Annotated in this window: 18 protein-coding genes; 1 reads left to right on the forward strand and 17 read right to left on the reverse strand. The window is 64.9% G+C overall.

What is annotated here, in order from left to right; genetic code table 11:
- Positions 1-27 precede the first annotated feature (27 nt).
- The 13 genes from ACH6CV_RS03385 to abc-f all read right to left on the reverse strand — a co-directional run bounded on the left by ACH6CV_RS03385 (position 28) and on the right by abc-f (position 15,371).
- On the reverse strand, positions 28-2,388 hold the full coding sequence (locus ACH6CV_RS03385) for a homocysteine S-methyltransferase family protein (protein ID WP_456356796.1): 2,361 nt from the start codon (positions 2,386-2,388) through the stop codon (positions 28-30).
- Complete coding sequence (locus tag ACH6CV_RS03390) at positions 2,360-3,046, reverse strand: methionine synthase (protein ID WP_456356754.1); 687 nt, start codon at positions 3,044-3,046, stop codon at positions 2,360-2,362. Before ACH6CV_RS03390 ends, ACH6CV_RS03385 begins: the two co-directional genes overlap by 29 nt.
- On the reverse strand, positions 3,046-3,897 hold the full coding sequence (locus ACH6CV_RS03395; protein ID WP_456356755.1) for a methylenetetrahydrofolate reductase: 852 nt from the start codon (positions 3,895-3,897) through the stop codon (positions 3,046-3,048). The genes ACH6CV_RS03390 and ACH6CV_RS03395 overlap by 1 nt, the downstream gene beginning before the upstream one ends.
- 15 nt (positions 3,898-3,912) lie before the next feature.
- Positions 3,913-4,848 (reverse strand): cysteine synthase A, encoded by a 936-nt coding sequence (gene cysK, locus ACH6CV_RS03400; protein ID WP_456356756.1) that lies wholly within the window; start codon positions 4,846-4,848, stop codon positions 3,913-3,915.
- Positions 4,849-4,931: 83 nt separating this feature from the next.
- Positions 4,932-5,378, reverse strand: a complete 447-nt coding sequence (locus tag ACH6CV_RS03405; RefSeq protein WP_456356757.1) for an RrF2 family transcriptional regulator — start codon at positions 5,376-5,378, stop codon at positions 4,932-4,934.
- 280 nt (positions 5,379-5,658) lie between these two features.
- A complete protein-coding gene (locus tag ACH6CV_RS03410) occupies positions 5,659-6,852 on the reverse strand; it encodes a hypothetical protein (RefSeq protein ID WP_456356758.1) in 1,194 nt (397 codons plus the stop codon).
- A gap of 16 nt (positions 6,853-6,868) precedes the next feature.
- Entirely contained in the window at positions 6,869-7,948 is a 1,080-nt protein-coding gene (locus tag ACH6CV_RS03415) for a zinc-dependent alcohol dehydrogenase (RefSeq protein WP_456356759.1), read from the reverse strand.
- Positions 7,945-8,913 carry an ABC transporter permease gene (locus tag ACH6CV_RS03420; RefSeq protein ID WP_456356760.1) on the reverse strand — a complete coding sequence of 323 codons (969 nt, stop codon included), beginning with the start codon at positions 8,911-8,913 and terminating at the stop codon, positions 7,945-7,947. The genes ACH6CV_RS03415 and ACH6CV_RS03420 overlap by 4 nt, the downstream gene beginning before the upstream one ends.
- A 4-nt stretch (positions 8,914-8,917) precedes the next feature.
- Positions 8,918-9,898 (reverse strand): ABC transporter permease, encoded by a 981-nt coding sequence (locus ACH6CV_RS03425; protein ID WP_456356761.1) that lies wholly within the window; start codon positions 9,896-9,898, stop codon positions 8,918-8,920.
- A 10-nt stretch (positions 9,899-9,908) separates the two neighbouring features.
- Positions 9,909-11,399: a sugar ABC transporter ATP-binding protein gene (locus ACH6CV_RS03430; protein WP_456356762.1), complete on the reverse strand. Its 1,491-nt coding sequence runs from the start codon at positions 11,397-11,399 to the stop codon at positions 9,909-9,911.
- 62 nt (positions 11,400-11,461) lie between these two features.
- Entirely contained in the window at positions 11,462-12,415 is a 954-nt protein-coding gene (locus ACH6CV_RS03435; protein ID WP_456356763.1) for a sugar ABC transporter substrate-binding protein, read from the reverse strand.
- 125 nt (positions 12,416-12,540) lie between these two features.
- Positions 12,541-13,584, reverse strand: coding sequence for a LacI family DNA-binding transcriptional regulator (locus ACH6CV_RS03440; RefSeq protein ID WP_456356764.1), 1,044 nt, complete (start codon positions 13,582-13,584; stop codon positions 12,541-12,543).
- 212 nt (positions 13,585-13,796) lie between these two features.
- Positions 13,797-15,371 carry a ribosomal protection-like ABC-F family protein gene (gene abc-f, locus ACH6CV_RS03445; RefSeq protein WP_456356765.1) on the reverse strand — a complete coding sequence of 525 codons (1,575 nt, stop codon included), beginning with the start codon at positions 15,369-15,371 and terminating at the stop codon, positions 13,797-13,799.
- Positions 15,372-15,707: 336 nt separating this feature from the next.
- Between abc-f and ACH6CV_RS03450 the strand changes: the two genes are divergently transcribed.
- Complete coding sequence (locus ACH6CV_RS03450) at positions 15,708-16,136, forward strand: GNAT family N-acetyltransferase (protein WP_456356766.1); 429 nt, start codon at positions 15,708-15,710, stop codon at positions 16,134-16,136.
- Between the two features lie 195 nt (positions 16,137-16,331).
- On the opposite strand, the gene ACH6CV_RS03455 is transcribed toward ACH6CV_RS03450, so the two are convergent.
- From ACH6CV_RS03455 to uvrC, 4 genes are all read right to left on the reverse strand, one after another.
- Complete coding sequence (locus ACH6CV_RS03455; RefSeq protein WP_456356767.1) at positions 16,332-16,574, reverse strand: hypothetical protein; 243 nt, start codon at positions 16,572-16,574, stop codon at positions 16,332-16,334.
- Between the two features lie 602 nt (positions 16,575-17,176).
- Positions 17,177-18,949, reverse strand: coding sequence for a SpoIID/LytB domain-containing protein (locus tag ACH6CV_RS03460; RefSeq protein ID WP_456356768.1), 1,773 nt, complete (start codon positions 18,947-18,949; stop codon positions 17,177-17,179).
- 141 nt (positions 18,950-19,090) lie between these two features.
- Positions 19,091-20,506, reverse strand: a complete 1,416-nt coding sequence (gene pepV, locus ACH6CV_RS03465; protein ID WP_456356769.1) for a dipeptidase PepV — start codon at positions 20,504-20,506, stop codon at positions 19,091-19,093.
- 71 nt (positions 20,507-20,577) lie between these two features.
- The gene (uvrC, locus tag ACH6CV_RS03470) at positions 20,578-22,440 is read right to left on the reverse strand and encodes an excinuclease ABC subunit UvrC (protein WP_456356770.1); all 1,863 of its coding nucleotides are present in this window, start codon (positions 22,438-22,440) and stop codon (positions 20,578-20,580) included.
- Positions 22,441-22,462 lie beyond the last annotated feature (22 nt).

The raw sequence follows: 22,462 nt of genomic DNA on the forward strand, positions 1-22,462 counted from the left end.
CGAAGATGCCCCTCGCTGGCGCGCGCTTTAATCAGCGCCTGCCTGGGCGAAGAAGCGGCCCACGTAGTTCACGCTCTCCATGGCGTCGCGGGCGTAGAAGTCCGCGCCCACGAAGCGGGCGTATTCCTCATTGAGCACCGCGCCGCCGACGAAGAAGGCGCAGGAAAGGCCCGCCCGGCGCACGGCGGCGATCGTATCCTTCATGCTGCCTACGGTGGTGGTCATCAGCGCGCTCAGACCCGCCAGCCGGATGCCCTGCTCGCGGATCGCCTCGACCACGGACTCGATCGGCACGTCCTTGCCGAGATCGACCACCTCGTAGCCGTAGTTTTCGAGCAGCATCCGCACGATGTTCTTGCCGATGTCATGGATGTCACCCTGCACGGTGGCCAGCAGCACCTTGCCCTTGCTGCGCGCCTGGCCGGCGGCGCGCATCCGCCCCTTAATCAGCGCAAAGCCGCCCTGCACCGCCTGCGCCGACTGCAACAGCTGGGGCAGGAACAGTTCGCCCTTCTCAAAGCGCCTGCCCACCGCGTTCAGCGCGGGGATGAACTCGCGGTCGATGATCGTCAGGGGATTTTCCGTCTCCAGCAGGCGCGCTGTCGCCGCCAGCGCCTGCTCCTTGCGGCCCTGCTCGATGCTCTCGCGCAGCGAGAGGGAGGCTTCGCGGGGGACGGGCGCGGCCTTAACCTCCTGAGCGCGCGCCTCAATATAGTGGGCGGCCCGCCGGTCCTCCCCGCTCAGCACGCGGTAGGCGTCCAGCACCTCGCGGTAACGCGGGGACAGCGGGTTGAGGATGGCCGCGTCCAGCCCCGCACCCAGCGCCGCCGCCAGGAAGGTGGCGTTTAGCAGCTCGCGGCCGGGCAGGCCGAACGAGACATTGCTTATGCCCAGCGAGGTTTTGAGATTGAGTTCCGACTTGACCAGCCGCACGGCTTCGAGCGTTTCCCGCACCTGCTCCTGCTGCGCTGAGGCGGTCAGCACCAGGCAGTCGATGACCAGATCTTCGTCGGCGATGCCATGCGATCGCGCGGTGTCCAAGATGCGCCGCGCGATTTCCAGCCGCCCGGCCGCCGTCTCGGGGATGCCCCGCTCGTCGAGCGTGAGGCCGATCACCAGCGCGCCGTATTTTTTGGCGATCGGGAAGATCTTCGCCATCACCTCGGCCTTGCCGTTGACCGAATTGATGATGGGCTTGCCGTTGTAGGCGCGCACACCCGCCTCGATGGCGGCGGGGTCGGCGCTGTCGATCGCGAGCGGCGCGGGGGTGACCCCTTGCACCGCCGCGATTACGTTGGCAAGCACGCGCGGCTCGTCGAGCTCCGGCAGGCCGACGTTGACGTCGAGCACCGCCGCGCCCGCCTCTGCTTGCGCAAGCGCCTCGCCGACGAGGTAATCGACATTGCCCTCGCGCAGCGCGGCCTGCATCTTCTTCTTGCCGGTGGGGTTGAGCCGCTCGCCGATCTCGGTGGTTGCGCCGTCGAGCACGACCGTCCGGGTGCCCGAGGTGCAGGCGGTGATGCGCACGGGCGCGGTGCGCACCGGCGTTTTGCCGGTCAATTGCGCAAGCATCGCCCGAATGTACTCGGGCGTGGTGCCGCAGCAGCCGCCGATGATGCGCACCCCCTGGCGAACCATCGCGCAGACGTCGGCGGCGTATTGCCCGGGCGGGATGTCGTAACGGGTTTCCCCGCCCGCCATCACCGGCAGGCCGGCGTTGGCCTGTACCATCACCGGCACCCGCGCGCGCGCGAGCATGATGTCCACCGCCCTCTTCAGCAGCGCCGGTCCCAGCGAGCAGTTGACGCCCAGCGCGTCCACGCCCAGCCCCTCGAGCGTTACGGCGGCGGTCAGCGGGTCGCAGCCCACGAAGGTGCGCCCGTCCGCCTGAAAGGTCATCGTGCAGAACACGGGCAGCGCGGTGTTTTCCCGCGCGGCCAGGATCGCGGCCTTGGCCTCGTAGAGGTCGGACAGCGTCTCGATCAGGATCAGGTCGGCCCCGGCCGCTTCGCCGGCGATCATCTGGCGGCGGAAGATTTCGTAGGCGCGCTCGAAGGAGAGTGTGCCCATCGGTTCCATCAACTGGCCCAGCGGCCCCACGTCCAGCGCCACATAGCGCGCGCCCGACGCGCGCGCGCAGCGGATGCCGGCGGACACCACCGCTTCCACGTCGGAAAGCTTGAGCTCGTGGGCCTGGAAGGTGTTGGCGGTGACGACGTCCGAGCCGGCCTCGACGTAGGCCCGGTGAATCGAGGTGACCGTCTCGGGAGAAGTGAGGTTGAGCATCTCCGGCAGTTCGCCGGGCGCGAGGCCGCTCTTTTGAAGCATGGTGCCCATCGCGCCGTCGAAGACCAGGATGTTATCCTTGAGGAAGGCAAGCACATCCATCATCGCCATCATCCTTTCGGAAATTGCATGTATCGCGCCGGGCGCAAGAGCGGCAGCCGCGCGCCGACGTTTCCGCAGCCGCGCCCACCCCCAGCACCGCGGTCACCGACTTTCGGGGCAACAGAATATGGCGCTCGGTGCAGGTCAGCCCGATCCGACGGGGGGCGTCCAGCACCGAAAGCAGCAGCGGCTGAACATCCAGCGGCAGGTCGCCGTAGCCGGGCGAGAAGCGGGATGTCAGCCCCTGCCCCCGCTCGGCAAGCTGGCGGCGCAGGTCGGTCTCCGCCTCGTCGCAAAACGCCTCGATGGCCTCCGTGGCGCAGGCGTCCAGCACCACGGAGCGGGTCAGGTCGGTATATGACCAGCGGCGGATCAGGTTGTCCACCCCCACGCCCAGCGTGGCGGCGAACAGCACCGCTTCATTGCAGCCCCGCACATGGCGGCGGATGTCCGCGCCGGGCAACAGCAAGGCGGTGCCGCCCACCCGCAGGCCGCCCGATTCCGGGCGCAGCGGCAACATCGCGCAGACCTTCCGGGGCGCGGCCTTGCCGTCGAGCTCCGCCATGCAGTCGGCGACCAGCGCATCGAGCTCGGGCGGCACGCTCTGACCGCGCCGCCCGAGGTAGCGCAGCACCTCGTCCCGGTCGTGCCCGGCCATCAGATGCGCCCCAGCCGCTTGAAGCAGGTCGCGGCGATGTCGGCCTTGTTCATCGTGTAGATGTGCACGCCGTCCACGCCGCGCGACAGGAGCCCGGTCAACTGCCGGGCGGCGTATTCGATGCCGGCCGCGCGCAGGTCGGCGGGGGCATGCGCGTGCTTGTGCAGCAGCTTGATGATTGCCGAGGGCAGCGACGCCCCGCACAGGAAGATCATCCGCTCGATCTGCTTGCGGCTCAAAATCGGCATGACCCCGACCGATATGGGCAGCGTGACGCCCGCGCCGCGCGCGCGGTCGATAAAGCGCAGGATCAGATCGTCGTCGAAGCAGAGTTGGGACAGGAAGAAGTCCGCGCCCGCGTCCTGTTTGCGGCGCATGAGCAGCAGATCCAGCGCGGGGGAGTCGCAGTCGATGTGCCCCTCGGGATAGCAGGCGGCCCCGATGCAGAAATCCCCGCGCGAGCGGATCGCGGCCACCAGCTCGCTGGCGTAGCGATAACCGCCCGCCGCGCTCTCGCCTTCGGGGATGTCCCCGCGCAGCGCCAATACGTTGCGAATGCCGCTTAGGCGCATCTCGTCGAGCATTTGACGGATGCGCTCGGCGCCGGCGGAGCAGGTCAGGTGGGCCATGGCCGTGGTGGCGTAACGGCCCTCAATGTGGGCGGCGATCTCCGCCGTCCGGTTGACATTGCCCGCGCCCCCCGCGCCGTAGGTCACGCTGATGAAGTCGGGCGCAAGCGCGCACATGTCGCCCAAGGCGCTTAAGATATCGTCAACGTCCGCGTCCTGCTTGGGCGGAAACACCTCCAGCGACACCACCTGGCCGTATTTGTACAGCTCGCGTATTTCCATGGCGCAACTCCTTGTCTACCCCTTGGTAAAGAGGGACGTCGAGAGATATCGCTCGCCGGTGTCGGGCAGCAGCACGACCACGTTTTTGCCCGCGAATTCCGGGCGTTTCGCAATCCGCGTCGCCGCGTGCAGCGCCGCGCCCGAGGAGATACCCACGAGCAGGCCCTCGGTTGAGGCCGCCGCGCGGGCGGTCTCGAACGCTTCGTCGTTGCCCACCGTGACGACCTCGTCGACGACGCTCGGATCGAACACGCCGGGTACGAAGCCCGCGCCGATGCCCTGGATCTTGTGCGGGCCCGGTTGACCGCCGGACAGCACCGGAGAGGCGGCGGGCTCGACCGCAAAGATCTTCACGCCCGGCACCTTCTCTTTCAGCGCTTGGCCGACGCCGGAGACGGTGCCGCCCGTGCCCACCCCCGCGACAAAGGCCGCGATCGCGCCATCTGTGTCCGCGAGGATCTCGAGCGCGGTGGTCTCCCGGTGGGTCCTGGGGTTGGCGGGGTTGTTGAACTGCTGCGAGATGAACGCGCTCGGAAGCTCCGCCGCCAGTTCCTCGGCCTTGCGGATCGCGCCCTTCATACCCTCGGAACCGGGCGTCAGCACGACCTCGGCCCCCAGCGCCTTAACCAGCGCCCTGCGCTCCACGCTCATCGTCTCGGGCATGGTGAGGATCAGCCGGTAACCCTTGGCCGCCGCCACGAACGAAAGCCCGATGCCCGTGTTGCCGCTGGTCGGCTCGATGATGACCGTGCCTTCCGTGATAAGGCCCCGCTCCTCGGCGTCCGCGATCATCGCGTAGGCGATCCTGTCCTTCACGCTGCCCAGGGGATTGAAGTACTCGAGCTTGGCGATCAGATTGGCCGCCACCCCTTGCCGCTTCCCGTACTGATTCAACTGCAAGAGCGGCGTGCGCCCGATCAACTCCGTCAGATTCTGATAGACCTTTGTCATGTTATCACACCTCCACGTCACATTGCAAGATTAAGCGCGATTTCAATGCCGCTTCCTGGCCGGCGGTATCTTTCACGTCATCTTTATACATAGTACATATATCCGCCTTCACCGCCTTCCCGCTGCGCCTCCTCGGCCAAGTCCAGCAGCGAGACGCGCTCAAGGCTGTCCTTCAGCGCCGCGTCGGCGGGATCGAACAGCAGGTCCCGCATCGCCCTTTCGATGCCGGGCGCGGCGGAGCCGACCGTGTCCTCGGCGTCCTCAAACAACGCGACCTCGGTCGCCGCGAGGATGTCGTAGGCCGAAATCGCCTGGGCGGGACGCGACAGCAGGTAGCCGCCCTGCGATCCCTTCGTGGAGGTCACCGAGCCGCTGCGCTTGAGCAGGGAAAACACCTGCTCCAGGTAGACCTTGGAGATGCCCAGCCGCTGCGACAGCCCCGCGACCGTCGCGTTCTCCCCCTGCGCCGCGGTCAGCGCCATGCTGACCGTCGCCGCCAGCGCGTACCTGCCCTTGGACGATATCCTCATCCGATCAGTCCCTCTCCATGCGCCATATCATATCAATCCGATATGTTTGGTATATTATATGGAGCGCGAGGCCGGATGTCAATCCCTTTTTGCGGGTCGCAATGTTATGATTTTCCACCCGCGCCCCGTATGCCCTGGGCGTGCGCCGACGGCAGGCCCAAAACACGTGGGCGAAGTGCCTGGCGGAGGGTGGCGCGGCATAAAACATACTTCAGGGGCATGTAAAAGACGGAGCCGCGGCGCTCTTGGCGTTACGGCTCCGCCTCGTTCTATGGCTCGACTACGCCTGCGGGCGGTCGGGGTGCTCCGCGAAGTGGCGCAGCACCACCAGCGGCTCGGTGCCGGACAGGTTTTCGAACGTCACGCCGTCCTTGGCGGCCGATTCGGTGACGAAGTACTCGTCGCTGGTCAACTGTCCGAAGCGGATCATCGTCGGCGCGGACAGCTCCGCGCCGCCGATCCGGCCATGCCCCTGCACGCACAAGAGGCCGTAGGGCACCCGCTCGCGCAGCGTCACCCTATGCCCCGGCTCGACGGTCAGGCGCTTCGCGCCCGCGACCGGGCTCTTGTAGCAGATCCACTCGTCCAGATGACCCTCGCCCGCCTCGACGGCGAGCGGCTTCATGAAGCGGTTGACGGAGAAATTCGGGTCCACGTTGAGCGCCCAGTCGATGACCTCCATCAGGTAGTCGTAGTCGCCGATCCTGTCCTCGGGGCAATTCTTCCAGAGCAGGTTCTCCGGCACCGCGTGGTCGAAGTACAGCACGCTTTGGTACATGGCGAACACGTCCGAGGCGAACTGCGGCTCGTAGGTGCACAGGCTGGCCGGCGCGTGCAGCACGCCCGGCGGCACGTCCCAGCCGGTGTCCATCGTCAGCTTGTAGGCGCGCGACAGCTCCAGCAGGTGGTTGTCGCCCTTGCCGAAGTCGATCAGCGCCTGCTTGACCTCGTCCTTTGTGACGCCCGGGTTGATGCCGAAGAAGGTGAACGGGAATTCCGCGCCGTAGTTGTTGTACTGGGCGGGGAAGAAGTACATCTCCGGCTTGCCGCTCGCGCCGACGCGGGCGGCGTATTCGTCGTTGTGGTGGATGTGATGGGGAAGCGGGCCTCTGTTGTCGAAGAATTTTGAGAACATCGGCCAGCGGCCGTACTTCCCGTGCAGGTGCTCGCCGATGATCTCGGCGCCCAGCAACTCGACCGCCTCGATCAGCAATGCTTTCTTGCCGTCCGCGGTCACGATGTAGCTCAGGCCCTCGTCACCGGGCGTCCCGGGGCCGTTGTCGGCGGGGGTTGTGGACGAGAACCAGCGCTCGTCGATGCCGCCGCGGGCGAGGCCCAGCGCGAAGTAATCGTCCGGGTGCAGCCGGAGCCGGCGACCCGGGCGGCAGAACGAGCGGGGCACCCAGTTGGGCGCGAGGCGTACGACGCCCTTGCCGTCATTGAGCGCCTGTTCGATGATGGCCCTCGGATTCATGTTCATCCCTCCTCGATTAATCGATCAATACCATGGCCTTGGTCTTTTCGGGGCGCGTTCGGTCGGCCATCAACTCGATGCCCTCTCGAAGGCCGTCCAGCGGGAAGCGGTGGGTGACGAGGGCGGCGGCGTCCACCACATGGTCGCGCAGCGCGTTGAGCGCCGCGTCCCAGGTGTGGGGCGCGAGCCAGCTCACCAGGATGGACTTGTCCGCCGTGAGCGTCTTAAGCAGCGGCACCTTCAGCTCTGTGTCCGCGTCGGGCAGGCCGAAGTAGACGATCGTCGCGCCGCGGCCGCTGACCTCGAGCGCGCCGGAAAGCGCCTGCTCGGCGGCGGTCGCTACGATTACCCGGTCGGCCAGCGCGCCGCCCGCGGCTTCGACCGCGCCCACGGCGTCCCGGCCGTAATAGGGGGAGGCGGGATCGCGCGTGTTTATCAGGAAGTCCGCGCCCATCGCACCGGCCTTTTTGAGCGCGTAGTCGCTGGTGCCGATCATCGCGATCCGACCCGCACCCCGGGCGCGAATCAGCCGCGTCATCATCAGGCCGATGCTGCCCGGGCCGAAGATCACGACGTAGTCGCCCATTTGGACATCCAGCTTCTTCACGCCGCGCGCGGCGCAGGCCAGCGGTTCGCACAATGCCGCATCTTCAAAGGACACGCCCTCCGGGATCCTGTGCAGATGGGTGTAGTCGATCGCGGCGTATTGAGCGAACGCGCCGTCCGCGCTGACGCCGCTGACGCGGCTGTTGCGGCACAGGTGCACCTGGCCGCGCACGCAATCCGGGCAGACGCCGCAGTGCTGCACCGGATTGGCCAGCACGCGCTCGCCCGGCGCGAACAGGCCCAAGGCGGCGGGAATCTCCCCGACCTCTTCGACGACGCCCGAGAATTCGTGCCCCAGGATCAGCGGACCCTTGCCGGTCTTGGTGTCCAGCGGGCTGCGACCGTAGTAGTAGGCCACGTCGCTGCCGCAGATGCCGCAGGCGCGCACGCGCACCAGCACCTGGTTGGCGCCCACCTCGGGGATATCCACGGTCTCGGGCCTCATTTGCTTCGGCTCGTAGAACACCTGCGCCCGCATCTTGCCTTTCATGCGATCGCCTCCTTGCCCAAGGTGGGTTTGCGCTTGATCTGCATAAGCACCGCGTCTGCCGAGACGACCGCGATCAGGATCAACCCCTTGACCACATCCTGCCAGTTGGCCTGAACCTCCAGCCGCTGCAGGCCGTTGAACAGTACGCCCACCAGCAGCATGCCCCACAGCGTGCGCGGCGCGCCGCCCCGGCCGCCTGACAGGCTCGTGCCGCCGATGACCACGCCGGCGACCACCGACATGGTCAGGTCGCCGCCGTAGAGCGAGTTGCCCGAGGACAGCCGCATCGCCATCAGGATGCCCGCCGCCGCCGTGGTGACGCCCAGGATCACGAACAGCATCGCCTTGTAGAAGTCCACGTTGATGCCCGCCATCTTGGCCACCGTCAAATTACCGCCGGTGGCATACACATTGCGCCCGAAGCGGGTGCGGCTGAGCGTAAGCCAGGAAAGGGCCAGCGCGCCCAAGAAGAACCAGGTGATGTTGGGCAGGCCCCAAACCTCGCCGTTGCCGAACGCGTTGAGATCGGCGTTCGGGTAGTTGATGGGCTTGCCGTTGGTGTAGGTCAGCGCGAAGCCCTTGAGCATCAGCATCATCGCCAGCGTGGCGACGAAGGCGTTGATCTTGAGCTTTGAGACCATGAAGCCGTTGAGCGCGCCCACCAGCGCGCCGGCGAAGAGGCAGGCAAGGATCGCCAGCGGCACGCCTGCGCGCTTGGCGATGTCGGTAAACAGAATCGTGGTCACGCCCATCAGCGAGCTGACCGACAGGTCGAACTCGCCGCCGATGATCGATATCGTCATCGCGAAGGCCACCATGCCGTACAGCGAGATTTGAGCCAGGATGTTCTTTATATTGGACGCGGTCATGAAGCCGTCGGTGGTGAAGGTGAGCAGCGCCACCGCCGCGACCAGCGCCACGACGATGATGTTCCCCCGCAGGAATTTTCCGATGTTCGATTTCATCGCGCTACCCCCTTCGCGCCTTTCGGCTCTTATTCATCACATCCAGCGCAAAGGCCAGCGCGATCACCAGGCCCTTGACGATCATCTGTGGGTAGGTGGACAGGCCCAGCAGGTTCATCGCGTTGGACAGCACGCCCATGACCATCACGCCCACCAGCGTGTTGACGAAGCTGCCGCTGCCGCCCTTCATGCTTACGCCGCCCACGACGCAGGCGGCGATGGCGTCCAACTCGTAGCCCGTGCCGGCGGTCGGGTTGGCGCTCATCACGCGCGAGGGCAGCAGCACGCCCGCCACGCCGGAGATCAGCCCGCACAGCGTGAACGCTGCGGCGAAGTACAGCCCCACGTTGATGCCGCTGAGCCGGGCGGCGGCCGGGTTCGAGCCGACGAACATCAGCCTGCGGCCAAACGGCGTCAGCGTGAGCAGCGCCTGGCAGATGGCGATCAGCAGGAAGAATGCCCAGGCCGGGTTCGTACCCTTGCCGATCTGGGTGAATACGCCGGTGGCCGTCACCATCATGAATAGGCCGCCCTGTATAATCAGCGCCAGCGCCGCCAGGACCGATTGCGCGCCGTAGGTGATGATGAACGATTCGCCGAGCCGCCCGTTGATGCCCGCCAGCAGGCCGCCCTTGACGAGCCCGATGGCGCCCGCGGCCAGCACCGGCAGCGTGATGGCGGCCATCTCCCGGCCCTGATTGGCCAGTGTCACCGCGATGATGCCGATCAGCGACATCATCGCGCCCACCGACAGGTCGATGCAGCCCAACAGCAGCACAAAGGTTATGCCGCAGGCCAGGCAGCCAATCACCGAAATCTGGTTCAGGATGTTGCGGAAATTGGCGACCGTCAGAAACCGGGGATACAGGATGGCGACGACCGTCGACAGCGCCAGCATGATAAGCGGGACTGCGTTGTTGCCGACAAAGTCAATCAACCGCGTCTTTGCGCTCGTGCGCGCCTTCGCGCCATGTTCCAGCATCATAGTCCCTCCGTCATCCCAGCGCAAAGCGCATGATGTCCTCGGGTTTCAGGTCTTTGTGGTTGTCGACGCATGTGCGCAGCCTGCCTTCGTACATCACGGCGATCCGGTCGGACAGCGCGAAGATTTCCGGCAGCTCGGACGAGATCATGATGACTGCCTTGCCCCGCCGCACCAGCTCGTTAATCAGCAGGTAGATTTCATACTTTGCGCCCACGTCGATGCCGCGCGTCGGTTCGTCCAGGATCAGGATGTCGGCGTCGTTGTACAGCCACTTGGCCAGCACCACCTTCTGCTGGTTGCCACCGGAGAGCTGGTCGGCCCGCCGGTGGATCGAGGCGGTCTTGATGCCCAGTTCCCTGACCATGCGGCCGGCCTCGGCCGCCTCCCTGCGCCGACTGAGAAAGATGCCCCGGGACACGCGGGCGAGGTTGGTGACGGTGATGTTCTTCATGACGCTGAACTCGACCGCCAGCCCTTCCTCCTTGCGATCCTCCGGCACCAGGCCGATCGACAGCTTCTTGGCCTCCATCGTGGAGCGGATGGCCACCTTGCGGCCGTTCACGCGGAATTCGCCGCGCTCGACCTTGTCCGCGCCGAACACCGCACGCGCGATCTCCGTGCGGCCGGAGCCGACCAGGCCCGCCAGGCCCAGAATCTCGCCCCGGCGCAGCGTAAGGTTGATGTCCTTTAGAAAGCCGGGGGTGCACAGATCGCGTATCTCGAGCAGCCCCTCGCCGATCGTGTGCGGCGTCCGTTCCGGGAATTCGATCTCCATGCTCCGGCCGACCATGTGCTCGATCAGCTGCGCCTTGGTGGTTTCGGCCACGTCTCGGGTGCACACGGCGCGGCCGTCGCGCAGCACCGTCAGCCGGTCGCAGATCTGATAGACTTCCTCGAGCCGGTGGGAGATGTAGATGACGGTGACGCCTTGCCCCTTGAGAATGCGGATGATGTTGAACAGTTTGCGGATTTCCTCGGTGGTCAAGGTGGCGGTGGGCTCGTCCATTACGATCACCTTGGACGAATGCATCAGCGCCCGCGCGATTTCCACCATCTGCTTTTCGGCGATCGACAGTTCGGAGACCGGACGCAGCGGATCCATCTCAAAATCGATGCTCGCCATGAAGCGGGAGAACTCGCGGGCCATGCCCTTCCAGTCCACCGCCCCCCAGCGGTTGCGCCACAGCCGGCCGAGAAAGGCGTTTTCCACGGTGGTCAGCGTAGACACCAGGTTGAGCTCCTGAAAGATCAAGCTGACGCCGCCGTCCACCGCCATACGCGTGTTGGCAAAGCACACGGGCACGCCGTCCAGCAGGATCTGGCCGGCGTCGGCAGGGTAGACGCCGGAGAAGACCTTCATCAGCGTGGACTTGCCCGCGCCGTTTTCGCCGAGCAGCGCGTGCACCTCGCCCCTCCGTACGCTGAAATCCACATTGTCGAGGGCGACGGTCGCGCCGAACTTCTTGGTGATGCCCCGCATCGAAAGCATGCAATCGTCCACCGATTTTCCCACCTCTCGGGATTGCCCGGGGGTGCGTGCCCCCGGGCATGTCATACGCCGTCTTACCAGCCCCAGCCCTCCCACTCGGCCACGTTTTCCTGCGTGACCAACGGGCAGTTGCATTTGTACCATTGCTGGTCGCCGTTCTTGATCTTGCCGTCCATCACGGCCAAGACCGCCTCGACGCCCAGCTGCCCCTCTTCCTTGGCGGAGTGCAGCACCGAGCCGTACAGTTCGCCCGACTTGATCGCGGCGATGCCGACGTTGTTGGCGCCGGTGGACACGCACTTGAACTTGCCGGTGAGCCCCGCGGCGGCAATGGCCTGCTGCGCGCCCTGGAAGATGCCGTCGTCGTGGGTGTAGAGGAAGTCGATCTCCTCGCCGAAGCGCACGATGTAGTCCTGCATGATGGTCATGGCCACCGCCGGATCCCAGCCGTCGACGTTCTGGGCGGCGAGGATTTCAATGCCCGGGTACTGGCTGACGTATTCCTCAAAGCCCTTCTGGCGGTTGGTGGCGGGGTCGGTGCCGGCCGCGCCCATCAGGCAGACCACCTTGGCGGTCTCGCCGACTTGATCGACGCAGGCCTTGCCGGCCACGCGGCCCATCTCCACGTTGTCCGGGCCGGCAAACACCGGGATGGTCTCGGCAACCGACGCGTCCACCTTGGAGTCGATGATCGCGTAGGCGACGCCCGACGCGTTGAGCGCGTTCACGACCGAGATCGAACCCTCGGCATCCGCGGGGAAGTAGATGATGCCGTCGTAGCCCTGGTCGATTGCGGTCTTGATCTGGTCGAGCTGCACGGAGGCGTCGGCCTGGCCGTCCACGATCGTCAACTCGATGTTGTTTTCCTCGGCGGTTTTCATCGCCTGCGCGTTGAGGGGAGAGCAGAAGGGCGCGGTGAAGAAGGCGTTGGTGAAGAACACCTTGCGCTTGGCGGTCTCGGCGCCGGCGAGGCTTGTGCAGGACGCGACCAGCAGTACGCACAGAAAGATCGAGAGAAGCCGCTTCATAGACAAATACCCTCCTCATAGATGTCGGTGATTGGTATCAGGGAATGCGGCGCGATGAATGGACGTCGGCCCTCCTTTCAGAATGGTCTTTCTTGGCGAATTCAGAGCCGTTTATGCGGCTCGGGCTACCACTTTTGCAGGTTCAAGTCGTCGACCTTGCTTGTGTCGGTCGAGCGTCGGACGATCAGCCGGGCGTTGAGCCGGGTCTTGAGCGGCGGCTTCTGCCCCTGCCGCCGTTCGGAGAGCAGCCGTACCGCGAGATAGCCCATCTGATAGATCGGGTACTGCACCGTGGTCAGGTTGGGCTCGATCAGCCCGGCCACGAACAGGTTGTCAAAGCCGGCCACGGCCACGTCCTCGGGCACGCGCAACCCCTGCCGACGGATGGCCTTGACCGCGCCGACGGCCATCTGGTCGTTGGCGCTGAAGACGGCGGTGGCTTTCAACCCCTTGGCAAAAAACTCGTCCATCGCCGCGTAGCCGGACAGCGGCGAAAAGTCCCCCTTGAGAACCAGGTGCTCGTCCACCGCGATGCCGTGATCGAGCAGCGCCGTCCGGTAGCCCCGCGCGCGCAGCGCCGAATGCGGGAAGACATCCGAGCCGCAGATGTGCGCAATTTGCCGGTGACCGAGGGCGATCAGGTGCTCGGTGGCTTCATAGGAGGTCGTATAGTTGTCCACGTAGATTTGGTAGAAGAAGTCGCTCTTGAGCGCCCGGCTGAGCACCACGACGTTGCCGCCGCGGGGCTCCATCGCCGAGCGGATCTCCTCGAAGTACGCCTCCTCGTCGCTCAGCGGGCAGACCGAGTCCAAGATGAGGTCGTTCACGCCCCGGGCGATCAGCGCGCGAACCAGCTCGCGCTCCTTTTCCCAACTGCGGCAGGAGTCGCTCAGTTGGATCGTGTAGCCGAACTCGGTCGCCGCCTCGGTGATGCCGTTGAGCAGCGGCGGGAAGAACGAGCTGTAGATGCCCGGCAGGATCACGCAAACCATGAGGGCCGCGCGTGGGCGCTGACGCCCGCGCTTCTTGGGCGTATACCCGAGCTGCTCCATCGCGGCCAACACGCGCGCCTTGAGGTGCGGGCTCACGTACTTCTCGCCCTTGAGCACCGCAGAGACCGTCGAGATCGACACATGCGCGGCTGCCGCCACATCACGGATGTTTTTCATGTTCGCAAATGTTAACTCCAGCTTATTTCTCTATGCGAGAATGATAGCATCGAGCGCATGATTCGTCAAGGGATTTTGGTGATGTGCAGAATATTTTAATGTTTAGGTCCGGGGGTTGCCGGATATGACGGAGATGATGCTTGAAATGCTCTGATACAAAAAGCGTAGAGAACTTTGCGCCGCATTGTTCTCTACGCGCTGCGACACAATGACTAGCCCAGCACGATCGCCTTGCCCGCGATTCGCTCTACAAAGCGCCGGTCGTGTTCGACGAACACCATCGTGGCTTCCGATTCCGCCAGCATGTTCTCCACCTGCTCGCGGGACTCGAGGTCGATGTAGTTGAGCGGCTCGTCCCATACGTAGATGTGCGCGGGGCTTGCCATGCTGGCGGCCAGCAGCACCTTCTTGCGCTGGCCCAGCGAGTAGCCTCGCATGTCGCGCTCAAACGCCTCGCGCGGGAAATCCAGCTTGCGCAGCAGCATCAGGAACCGACTCAGATCGAGCGCGCCTTGCTCCGCAAGCGCCACCGGCGTGCCCGAGAGCTGATCCGCCGTCTGCGGCATGACCGAGATGACGAGGTTGCTCGCGCGGGTCAGCTGGCCCGACATCGGCTCGAGCGCACCCAGCAGCAGCTTGATAAGCGTGGACTTGCCCGAGCCGTTCGGCCCGACCAGCGCCAGCCGGTCGCCCTGCGCAAGCTCGAAGCTTACCCCTTCGAACACCGGCCGCCCGTCGTACCCGGCGGCGATGTCGCGCAGCCGCATGAGCACCTTCGCCGGGTGCGGGAGCGCCTCGAGCTTGAGCGCCGAGGCGTATTCGAGGTCCTTGAGCAGCGCTTCCCTTTCCTCGATCTTGCGCTCGGTGCGCACCTGGATGGACAGCGCGCGCTTCATCGCCTTGGCCGCCAGGTGTCCTACGCGCCCCCGGTCGGCCATGTGGGTGCCGATCTTGGTCGCCTCCACCTTGTCGCTGAACGCGCGCTTCTCGGTGGCCGACTCCTTGAGCCGCTTGATCTCGCCGGAGAGCCTCGCGTTCTGCTCGATCTCGAACTCGTCCCGCAGCCGCTTATTCTCGCGGTAGGTGGAGTAGTCTCCGGCCGTCACCTCCGCACCGGTTTTGTTGAGCGAGATGATGTGATCGACCGTCTGATCCAGGAACCAGCGGTCGTGCGACACCAGGATGAACCCCGACTTGGCGCGCAGGTAGTCCGCCGCCACCCGCCGCCCCTCGGCGTCCAGATGGTTGGTGGGCTCGTCGATCAGCAAAAACTGGTTCTTGCGCACGAACAGCGCCGCCAGCAGCATGCGCGTGCGCTCCCCGGGGCTGAACGAGCCCAGCGGGCGAACAAGCGCTTCCGGGTCCACCTTGACCCGCTCGGCCTCGCGCTTGAGCGCTTCGTCGATTGCGTACCCGCCCGCCGACGCGTAGCGCGTCTCCAGCTCGCCCCATTGCGCGAGGGAGGCCTCATCGCCCTGATCCAGCAGCTGCGCCATGCGCGCTTCCCACGCGCAGAACGGCGCGACCGACTCGCGCATGCACGTCAGCGCGCTCTTCGATGGGTCCACCGGCAACGGGAACATGCTGAAGCCCACGCTGGCGGTGATTTCGCCCTGCCCGCGCAGTTCGCCGGCCAGCAGCCTAATCAGCGTGGTCTTGCCCCGGCCGTTGCGCCCTACCAGCCCCAGCCGCCACCCGGTGTCCATGTGGAATTCCAGCCGCTCAAACACCGGCGTGAAGCTGCCCGGGTAGGTGAAGCTCAGGTTTTTGATTTGTATGATGGACATGTCGATCCCCCCATTCAGTTCGGTCGGCGTCGGACGGATCATACAAAATGAAACGAACCGCAGAAAGAATCTGCGGCTCGCAAATTACGCGATGGCATGTTCCGTCTGACGCGCCGTATCGCGGCCCCCCAGGGGACGCGAATCCGGCCGGCCCCGAAGGGCCTATGCATTACAGACGGTTTTTGCGCATTGGACGGCTCCTTTACGTTTATGCGCATAGTATGCCACAACATCGGCCCGCTGTCAACATGAGTTTTGTGGGTTCGCGTTTTTGGCTTGATTCTTTACCGTACTTGTCATATTATGAATAAGGCATACAGAAAGTGTTGTGATGGAATGGAGATTGCGATTGATTACGACTGCGACGAGCGGGAATTCCTGCATTCGGTTCGCGTAAACGGCCTGCTCGCATACAACATGAAGGCGACAAGGGGCCAACTGAAGGTACCGGATCTGGCGTTTGCCCATGTGGCGCGCGACGAAGCGGGCGCCGTCGTGGGCGGCATATCCGGCTCCACCTATCTCTCGTCGCTGGAAATCGAGGCGCTTTGGGTGGACGAGGCCTACAGAGGGCGGGGGATCGCGTCGCGCCTGCTTACGGCCATCGAGCGCCGTGCCCAAGAAGCCGGATGCCGGCTGGCCCACCTGACGACCTACTCTTTCCAAGCCCCGATTTTCTATCAGAAGCAGGGCTATGCCGTCTGCGGAGAAATCGACGGCTTTCCCGATGGCATCAAGCTGTATACGCTGAAGAAGCAACTGTGAACGCATCGGTGCGATAAACAAGGGCAAGATCACCGTGCCGAAGACGAAGCCGGACAAAGAGATGGCCGCGGAACATGGCGCGGAGGGGCTGGGCAACTGCCGGGCGCAAAGCCATGTTCTTCGCCAAATCTTCAGGGAATTCCATATCCGCATCTCCGTTACGACAAAACGCCCCGCCGAGGCAGGGCGAGCAGGTTATTTTTTCTTTTTTTTGACAAACGCCAAAATTTCCTCCGGCGTGACCTCGGCCTCTTTGAGCGCGGCAACCGCTTTGCTGAAGCTGGGCTTGCGCTCGGTCTTGGGTTTTTCCGCGCCGATCTGGTCGCGCCTGACAATCAATTGGTCGATCATCTTCTGATGGTAGGCGATTTTCCCATTGATCTCGGCTTTACGTTCTTCGACCGTGCGGCGAATGCGAGTCTTCTTTCCCTCGCTCATATAATAACCACCCTTCTCTTGCTTTGCGCATATCATAGCACGGGGAGAGGAGAAATGCAATACGGGCAATCGGTCTTGACCAGCTTCGACGGTTCAGGGATTGCCTCGTCATCATCCTCAAGCGTCCGCATATGCCCGCCCAATGCTTTCCTGCTCATACCCTCAGCCTCCCATTTGCACCTTATGACTGATAAAGTGTATAAGGGTGACGCAAGGATTATGCAAAATACCCTGTTGGGAACAACTTTTTATCCGGAGGTCACGAAAGTAAGGGAAGGCGCAGAGCGAGCGCGCACAGCATTGAAACTGCATATCCGCCCCCAAAGATACCTTTTCATCAATAGAGAACGTATTGGAAGCGCCTATACAGCTTGACGAAGCGGGTCACGAATCATACCAGATGGAATCATGAACGCGTTCATGCTTCCGGCTGGTATGAGCAATAGGCCAAACGGGTGCGGGTGGACACAACTCGCCCCCGCAAGGAATGACGGGCGAGGAGCGGGGGACAAGAGCATGAGATCGGAACGCCGACAAAGGGGTTGGCGGGCTGACGCGCCGCGCAAAGTGCAATCCTCCGCGCGGCGCGTCATCGATGCCAACTATTCTATTGTAAGATAGTCCATCGACGCGTAGCCGTTGAGCTCGGCGGTTTGGATTCTTGCCCAGCCGCTGGGCAGTTCCTCCACCACGATCACGCGCTGCGCGTTGTCGAGCGTGCCCAGCAGCTTGCCGGTGGTGGCGGCCTGATCGCGTACGTTGAGCGTCGAGCCCTTTGAACCGAGCGTCACGCGGGCGTAGGATTCGCCGTCCTTCAGCGCGGGCAGCGGCGCGGGGGTGGGCTTGGGCGTCGGGCGCGGGCGCGCCTTGCCGAGCGAGGCGCTGAGCGCTTCAAGCTCGGTGAGCGGCGCGCGCACGTACTGCTCGGCGACCAGCGTCATGCCGGGGTAGTAGAAGCCGAGGATATCCTGCCACTTTTTGCCGTGCGCCCCCGCCATCTGCTGCGCGCCGCGCTGGCTCATGCCCACGCCGTGCCCAAACCGGCGCGACTCGATCCGGAACGCGTCGGGCGCTTCGCCTTCGCGCGCCGCCCGGTCGCCCACGAGCTTGACGACCGACGCGATTTCGCAGTCGGAGCCGCTGATCTTAAGGCCGTAGTTGGGCTTAAGGTCCTTGTAGAAGTCGAGTTCCGTGTACAGCGTCTTGCCCACGGTCTCTACGCGGTTGAGCGGCTGCATCCTGGCGTCGGGCGTGGGGCCGGGGCCGTACAGCAGCTTACCCTCGACGGTCATCCCCACCCGGATCTTGCGGAACATCCGGTTGCCCGGGCCGAACATGGGATCGGTGGGTTCGGCGCTGACGAGGGCGATCAGCCGGATGTCGCCGATCTCGTCGCTGTACCCGAGCGCCGACAGCTGCTCGGTCAGCCCGGCGCGAAGCTTCGCGCGCAGGTCGCGGCCGAGCTTTGCGGGATCGGCCGGCAGCGTCAGCGACTTGACCGGGCTCGAGGGATTTTCCAGGTCGTAGGGGTCGTCGCGCACGGTCAGCCAGCCGTAATCGCCCGCTCCGCCCCATAACTGGTCGGGCAGCGCCGTTTGGCCGCCGTTGCTGGCGGTGAAGTAGCAGGTGGCGTATTGATCGCGGTATCGCCCGACCACTCCGCGCGTCTCTGAGACCGCCAGCGCGGCGTTTTCGTGCTTGGGGTTCACGCCCTTGAACACCTGGTCGGCAGTCGTGTCCACTACGTCGTAGGCCCGGCCGGGGTGCTTGCGGCTCATCGCGTAGGTGCGCGCCGCCACCGCCTGCGCCTTGAGCGCCTCGATCGGGAACGAGTCGCTCATCTCGTAGGGTACCACGCCCAGCAGGTAGTCCTCGATGTCGAGCGCGGCGGTTGCCCGGATCGCGCCGGCTTCGTTTTCCAGTGTCAGGTCGCCCGGGTACAGCGTCTCGCGGCCGGTCTCGTGGATGCGGATGCCGTTGTCCGCGCCATCTTTTACGGCGTGGCGCGTCAGCGTGAACGACGGCCCCATGTTGAGCGTCAGAGCGCCGCAGTTCAGCAGCAGGTCGTCGCCGTCGATCGCCACTTTAACCTCGGCGTCCCGCGCGAAGCGAAAGCCCCGGTCGTTTTCGACCGTGTAGCTGCCCGACAGCGTGAGCCCCAGCGCGACCGGCCGGCCGAGCGATTTGAGCAGCACGCGCAGCAGCGCGCTTTCCTCGGTGGGGCGCGGCGAGGGACTCACCGCGGGCGCGGGGGCGAACACCGGCGCGGGTGTCGGCGTAGGCGCGGCGCTGAACGGCCAGAACGCGCGCGCGCCGGCGGTCAGCGAAAGCGTGAGGGCCAGCGCAAGCGCGGCCGGGCGAATGAGTCTTTTCATGAATGCCTCCGACAAAATATGACAACATTTTACCTTTGACGGCGGTTTCTGCCGCAATGTTCCTTTCTTAACCAAAAGCCACCGTCCTGCCAAATATCGGCAGGACGGTGTGAAGTTATACAAATTTCAGGCAAAAATTGGTTATTTTCCCGCCAGGTGCGCGATCGCGTGGGCCATGATGCGGATCGACAGCATGTACTTCTCGATATCCACGTATTCGTCGGGCATGTGGCAGCGCTCCTCGTCGCCGGGGAACAGCGTGCCGAACGCCACGGTGTTGGGCATCATGCGCGAGTAGGTGCCGCCGCCGATCGCCATGGCGTAGGCCGGCAGGCCGGTCTGCTCGTGGTACACCCGGAGCAGCCCCTGTACGACCGGGTGATCCTCGGGCACGTGCAGCGGCACATGGCCGCCGGTGCGCGTCACGGATACCTTGTAAGGCGACAGCGCCATCACCGCCGCGCCGCACATTTGAACCTCGTCGGCGCTGATCGGATAGCGGATGTCCAGTTGCGCCCACAGCTCGTTGCCGTCGTAGCGCAAGAGGCCCAGATTGCAGGTAAGCGCGCCGGAGAGCTCGTCCGATTGCCTGATGCCCAATCCCTCGCCGTCGTAAGCTACGCCCAGTGTTTTCGCCAGCGCTTCGATCGCACCGCGGCTGCCGCCGCCCGCGCCCAGTTCGTCAAGCGCGATAAGCAGCGCGCCCGCGGCGTTGAAGCCGGTGTGGGGCATGGCCGCGTGGGTCTGGATGCCGGTCGAGGTCAGCTTCGCGCGCCCGTCGCTTAAGATTTCGAGTTTCAGGTCGAACCGCTCGTGCGCGGCCGCAATGGAGCGGACCCGGCGCTCGATTTCCTCAAAGCTGTGCTCGCCCAGGCCCAGCTCGCATGTCGCGAGACCCGGCACCACGTTTTGCCGGACGCCGGCGTAGAGCGAATACACGGGCAGCGCGGCGTTCGCTTCGCCGCCGGTCAGCTTTGACAGTCGAAGCGCCAGCCCGCCCTTCTCGATGTTAATCAGCGGATACTCGGCGTCGGGCGAGAAGCCGTAGTCGGGCATCTTGCGTACCGCGGCGTAATGGCGCATGTCGCTCATGCCGGTCTCCTCGTCGCAGCCCACGATCAGCCGCACCGCGTGCTTGAGTGGGATGCCGGCTTCGCGCACCGCGCGCATGGCGTACAGCGCCGCCAGCGCCGGGCCCTTGTCGTCCTGCGTGCCGCGCCCGTACAGCCGGCCGCCCTCGATCTCGCCGCCGAACGGGTCGTGCTCCCAGCCGTCGCCCGCCGGCACGATGTCGAGGTGGGCGAGTATGCCCATCACCTGGTCGCCCGCGCCCATCTCGGCCGAGCCGGCATAGCCGTCCACGTCGTCGGTCGCAAAGCCCAACGCCGCCGCGTCCCGCAAAAACAAATCGAGCATCCGGCGCACATTGTCCCCAAACGGCGCATTGCCGGCGCTTTGTGCGGCCTGCACGCTGTCGATCGCCACCCACGAGCGCAGCTTCCCGAGAATCTCATCCCGCCACGACGCGATCAGCGCGTCCATTTGTTGTAAGCTCATTGCATGCCCTCCCAAGCAGTCTTGCTCTGTAAGTGCATTATAACACACCGGCGCGCGGATAACCAGCCGGATTATTCGGACGCCGGCGGATGGAAATGGCCATGGATCACCTTCGCCAGCGTCGCTCCGATGCCCTCGGCCTCGGCGAGCGCCGCCTCGCTCGCGGCCTTGACCGCCTCGATGGTCTTGAAGTGCTTGAGCAGCGCCTTCTTCTTCTTCGGACCGACGCCCGGGATGTCGTCGAGCGCCGAGCGGATCTGCGCCTTGGCGCGCAGTTTCCGGTGATGGGTGATGCCGAAGCGATGCGCCTCGTCGCGCAGGCGCTGAATCAGGTGCAGCGCCTCCGATCGGCGGTCGAGGTAGATGGTTTCGGACTGGCCCGGCAGCACGATCTCGTCGATGCGCTCGGCCAGGCCGAACACCGGGATGTCGATCAATTGCTCGCGCAGCGCCTCGCCCGCCGCGCCCAGTTGGCCCACGCCGCCGTCGATCAGCAAGAGGTCGGGCAGGTCGGAGAACTTGCCGCCCGCGGGGTCGAGCCCTTGCGCCTCGCGCTCGGCGCGCTCGGTGAGCCCGTGCTTGAAGCGCCGGGTCAGCACCTCGTGCATCGAGGCGAAGTCGTTCGGGCCCTCGACCGTCTTGATCGAAAAGTGGCGGTACTGCTTGGGGGCGATCACGCCGTCCAGCATCACCACCATCGCGCCCACCGACTGCTTGCCCGATGTGTTCGAGATGTCGTAGCCCTCGATGCGGCGGGGCGGTTCGTCAAGGCCCAGCACCTGCGCCAGCTCCTTGAGCGCCCCCGTCGTGCGCGCGTAGCTGCGCTTGAGCTTCTCGGCGCGCTTCTCGATCGCCTCGCGCAGGTTCTTCTCGCAAAGCTCGATCAGCCGCACCTTCTCGCCGCGCTCGGGCACGCGCAGGCGGACCCGCGCGCCTCGCGCCTCGGTCAGCAGCTGTTCGAGCGTCTCCTGATCGGCAACGGCGATCGGCAGCAGCACCTCGTCGGGGATGCCCGCGCCGTCGTAGTGCTGGAGCAGGAATGATGAGAGTACCTCGTCCGCCGGCTCGTCGCCCGCCCTCGGCAGCACATGGGTCTCGGCCTCGATCAGCTTGCCATCGCGTACCGACAGCCGCTGCACCAGCGCGTCCGCGCCCTCGCTCAGCGCGTACAGCACGTCGGTATCGCCGCCGCCGGGCGCGTGCGCGCGCTGCTTCTGCATCACGTTTGTAACCGCCTGGATGCGGTCGCGGAACACCGCGGCGCGCTCGTAATTGAGCTGTGCCGCGGCTTCGTTCATCGACTGGCGCAGTTCCCTGAGCACCGGCTCATACTTGCCCGACAGGAACTCGATCACGCGCCGGATCAACAGCAGGTAATCCTCGCTCGACACCTTGGCCGCGCACGGGGCCAGGCACTGCCCGAGCTCGTAGTGCACGCACGGGCGCACCGAGGGGTCGGGTTTCAGGACTTTATCGCACACCCGGATCGGGAACACCGCGCGCACCGCGTCCAGCACCTCGCGCACCGCCGTCGCGCCGTGGTACGGCCCGAAATAGCGGCAGCCGTCCTTCGCGACCGTGCGACGGATCTGCACGCGCGCAAACGGCTCGGCAAGATCGATCGCGATGTAGGGGTAATGCTTGTCGTCCTTGAGCAGGATGTTGTAATAGGGCCGATGCAGCTTAATCAGATTGCACTCGAGCATCAGCGCCTCGAATTCGCTCGAGGCGAGCACGGTGTCGAAGTCGGTGACCTTTGTAACCATCGCGCGCACCTTGGGGCTGTGGTTGCGCTGCGAATGGAAGTACTGGCGCACACGGTTCTTGAGGTTCTTGGCCTTGCCGACATAGATGACCGTATCGCCCGAGCGCATCAGATAGCAGCCGGGCGATTCAGGCAGGTGGGCGAGTTTGAATTCGACTTCTTGCGTCATGGCGACCTCCGGAAAGGGGCTC

The organism is Anaerozeibacter quisquiliarum (genome assembly GCF_051162045.1).
Taxonomy (GTDB): domain Bacteria; phylum Bacillota; class Clostridia; order Christensenellales; family Aristaeellaceae; genus Anaerozeibacter; species Anaerozeibacter quisquiliarum.

Excerpts from the sequence above, each read along its gene's own strand:
- ACH6CV_RS03385 (WP_456356796.1), bottom strand. The coding sequence starts at position 2,388 with ATGGATGTGCTTGCCTTCCTCAAGGATAACATCCTGGTCTTCGACGGC.
- ACH6CV_RS03390 (WP_456356754.1), bottom strand. The coding sequence starts at position 3,046 with ATGGCCGGGCACGACCGGGACGAGGTGCTGCGCTACCTCGGGCGGCGC.
- ACH6CV_RS03395 (WP_456356755.1), bottom strand. The coding sequence starts at position 3,897 with ATGGAAATACGCGAGCTGTACAAATACGGCCAGGTGGTGTCGCTGGAG.
- cysK (WP_456356756.1), bottom strand. The coding sequence starts at position 4,848 with ATGACAAAGGTCTATCAGAATCTGACGGAGTTGATCGGGCGCACGCCG.
- ACH6CV_RS03405 (WP_456356757.1), bottom strand. The coding sequence starts at position 5,378 with ATGAGGATATCGTCCAAGGGCAGGTACGCGCTGGCGGCGACGGTCAGC.
- ACH6CV_RS03410 (WP_456356758.1), bottom strand. The coding sequence starts at position 6,852 with ATGAATCCGAGGGCCATCATCGAACAGGCGCTCAATGACGGCAAGGGC.
- ACH6CV_RS03415 (WP_456356759.1), bottom strand. The coding sequence starts at position 7,948 with ATGAAAGGCAAGATGCGGGCGCAGGTGTTCTACGAGCCGAAGCAAATG.
- ACH6CV_RS03420 (WP_456356760.1), bottom strand. The coding sequence starts at position 8,913 with ATGAAATCGAACATCGGAAAATTCCTGCGGGGGAACATCATCGTCGTG.
- ACH6CV_RS03425 (WP_456356761.1), bottom strand. The coding sequence starts at position 9,898 with ATGATGCTGGAACATGGCGCGAAGGCGCGCACGAGCGCAAAGACGCGG.
- ACH6CV_RS03435 (WP_456356763.1), bottom strand. The coding sequence starts at position 12,415 with ATGAAGCGGCTTCTCTCGATCTTTCTGTGCGTACTGCTGGTCGCGTCC.
- ACH6CV_RS03440 (WP_456356764.1), bottom strand. The coding sequence starts at position 13,584 with ATGAAAAACATCCGTGATGTGGCGGCAGCCGCGCATGTGTCGATCTCG.
- abc-f (WP_456356765.1), bottom strand. The coding sequence starts at position 15,371 with ATGTCCATCATACAAATCAAAAACCTGAGCTTCACCTACCCGGGCAGC.
- ACH6CV_RS03450 (WP_456356766.1), top strand. The coding sequence starts at position 15,708 with ATGGAGATTGCGATTGATTACGACTGCGACGAGCGGGAATTCCTGCAT.
- ACH6CV_RS03455 (WP_456356767.1), bottom strand. The coding sequence starts at position 16,574 with ATGAGCGAGGGAAAGAAGACTCGCATTCGCCGCACGGTCGAAGAACGT.
- ACH6CV_RS03460 (WP_456356768.1), bottom strand. The coding sequence starts at position 18,949 with ATGAAAAGACTCATTCGCCCGGCCGCGCTTGCGCTGGCCCTCACGCTT.
- pepV (WP_456356769.1), bottom strand. The coding sequence starts at position 20,506 with ATGAGCTTACAACAAATGGACGCGCTGATCGCGTCGTGGCGGGATGAG.
- uvrC (WP_456356770.1), bottom strand. The coding sequence starts at position 22,440 with ATGACGCAAGAAGTCGAATTCAAACTCGCCCACCTGCCTGAATCGCCC.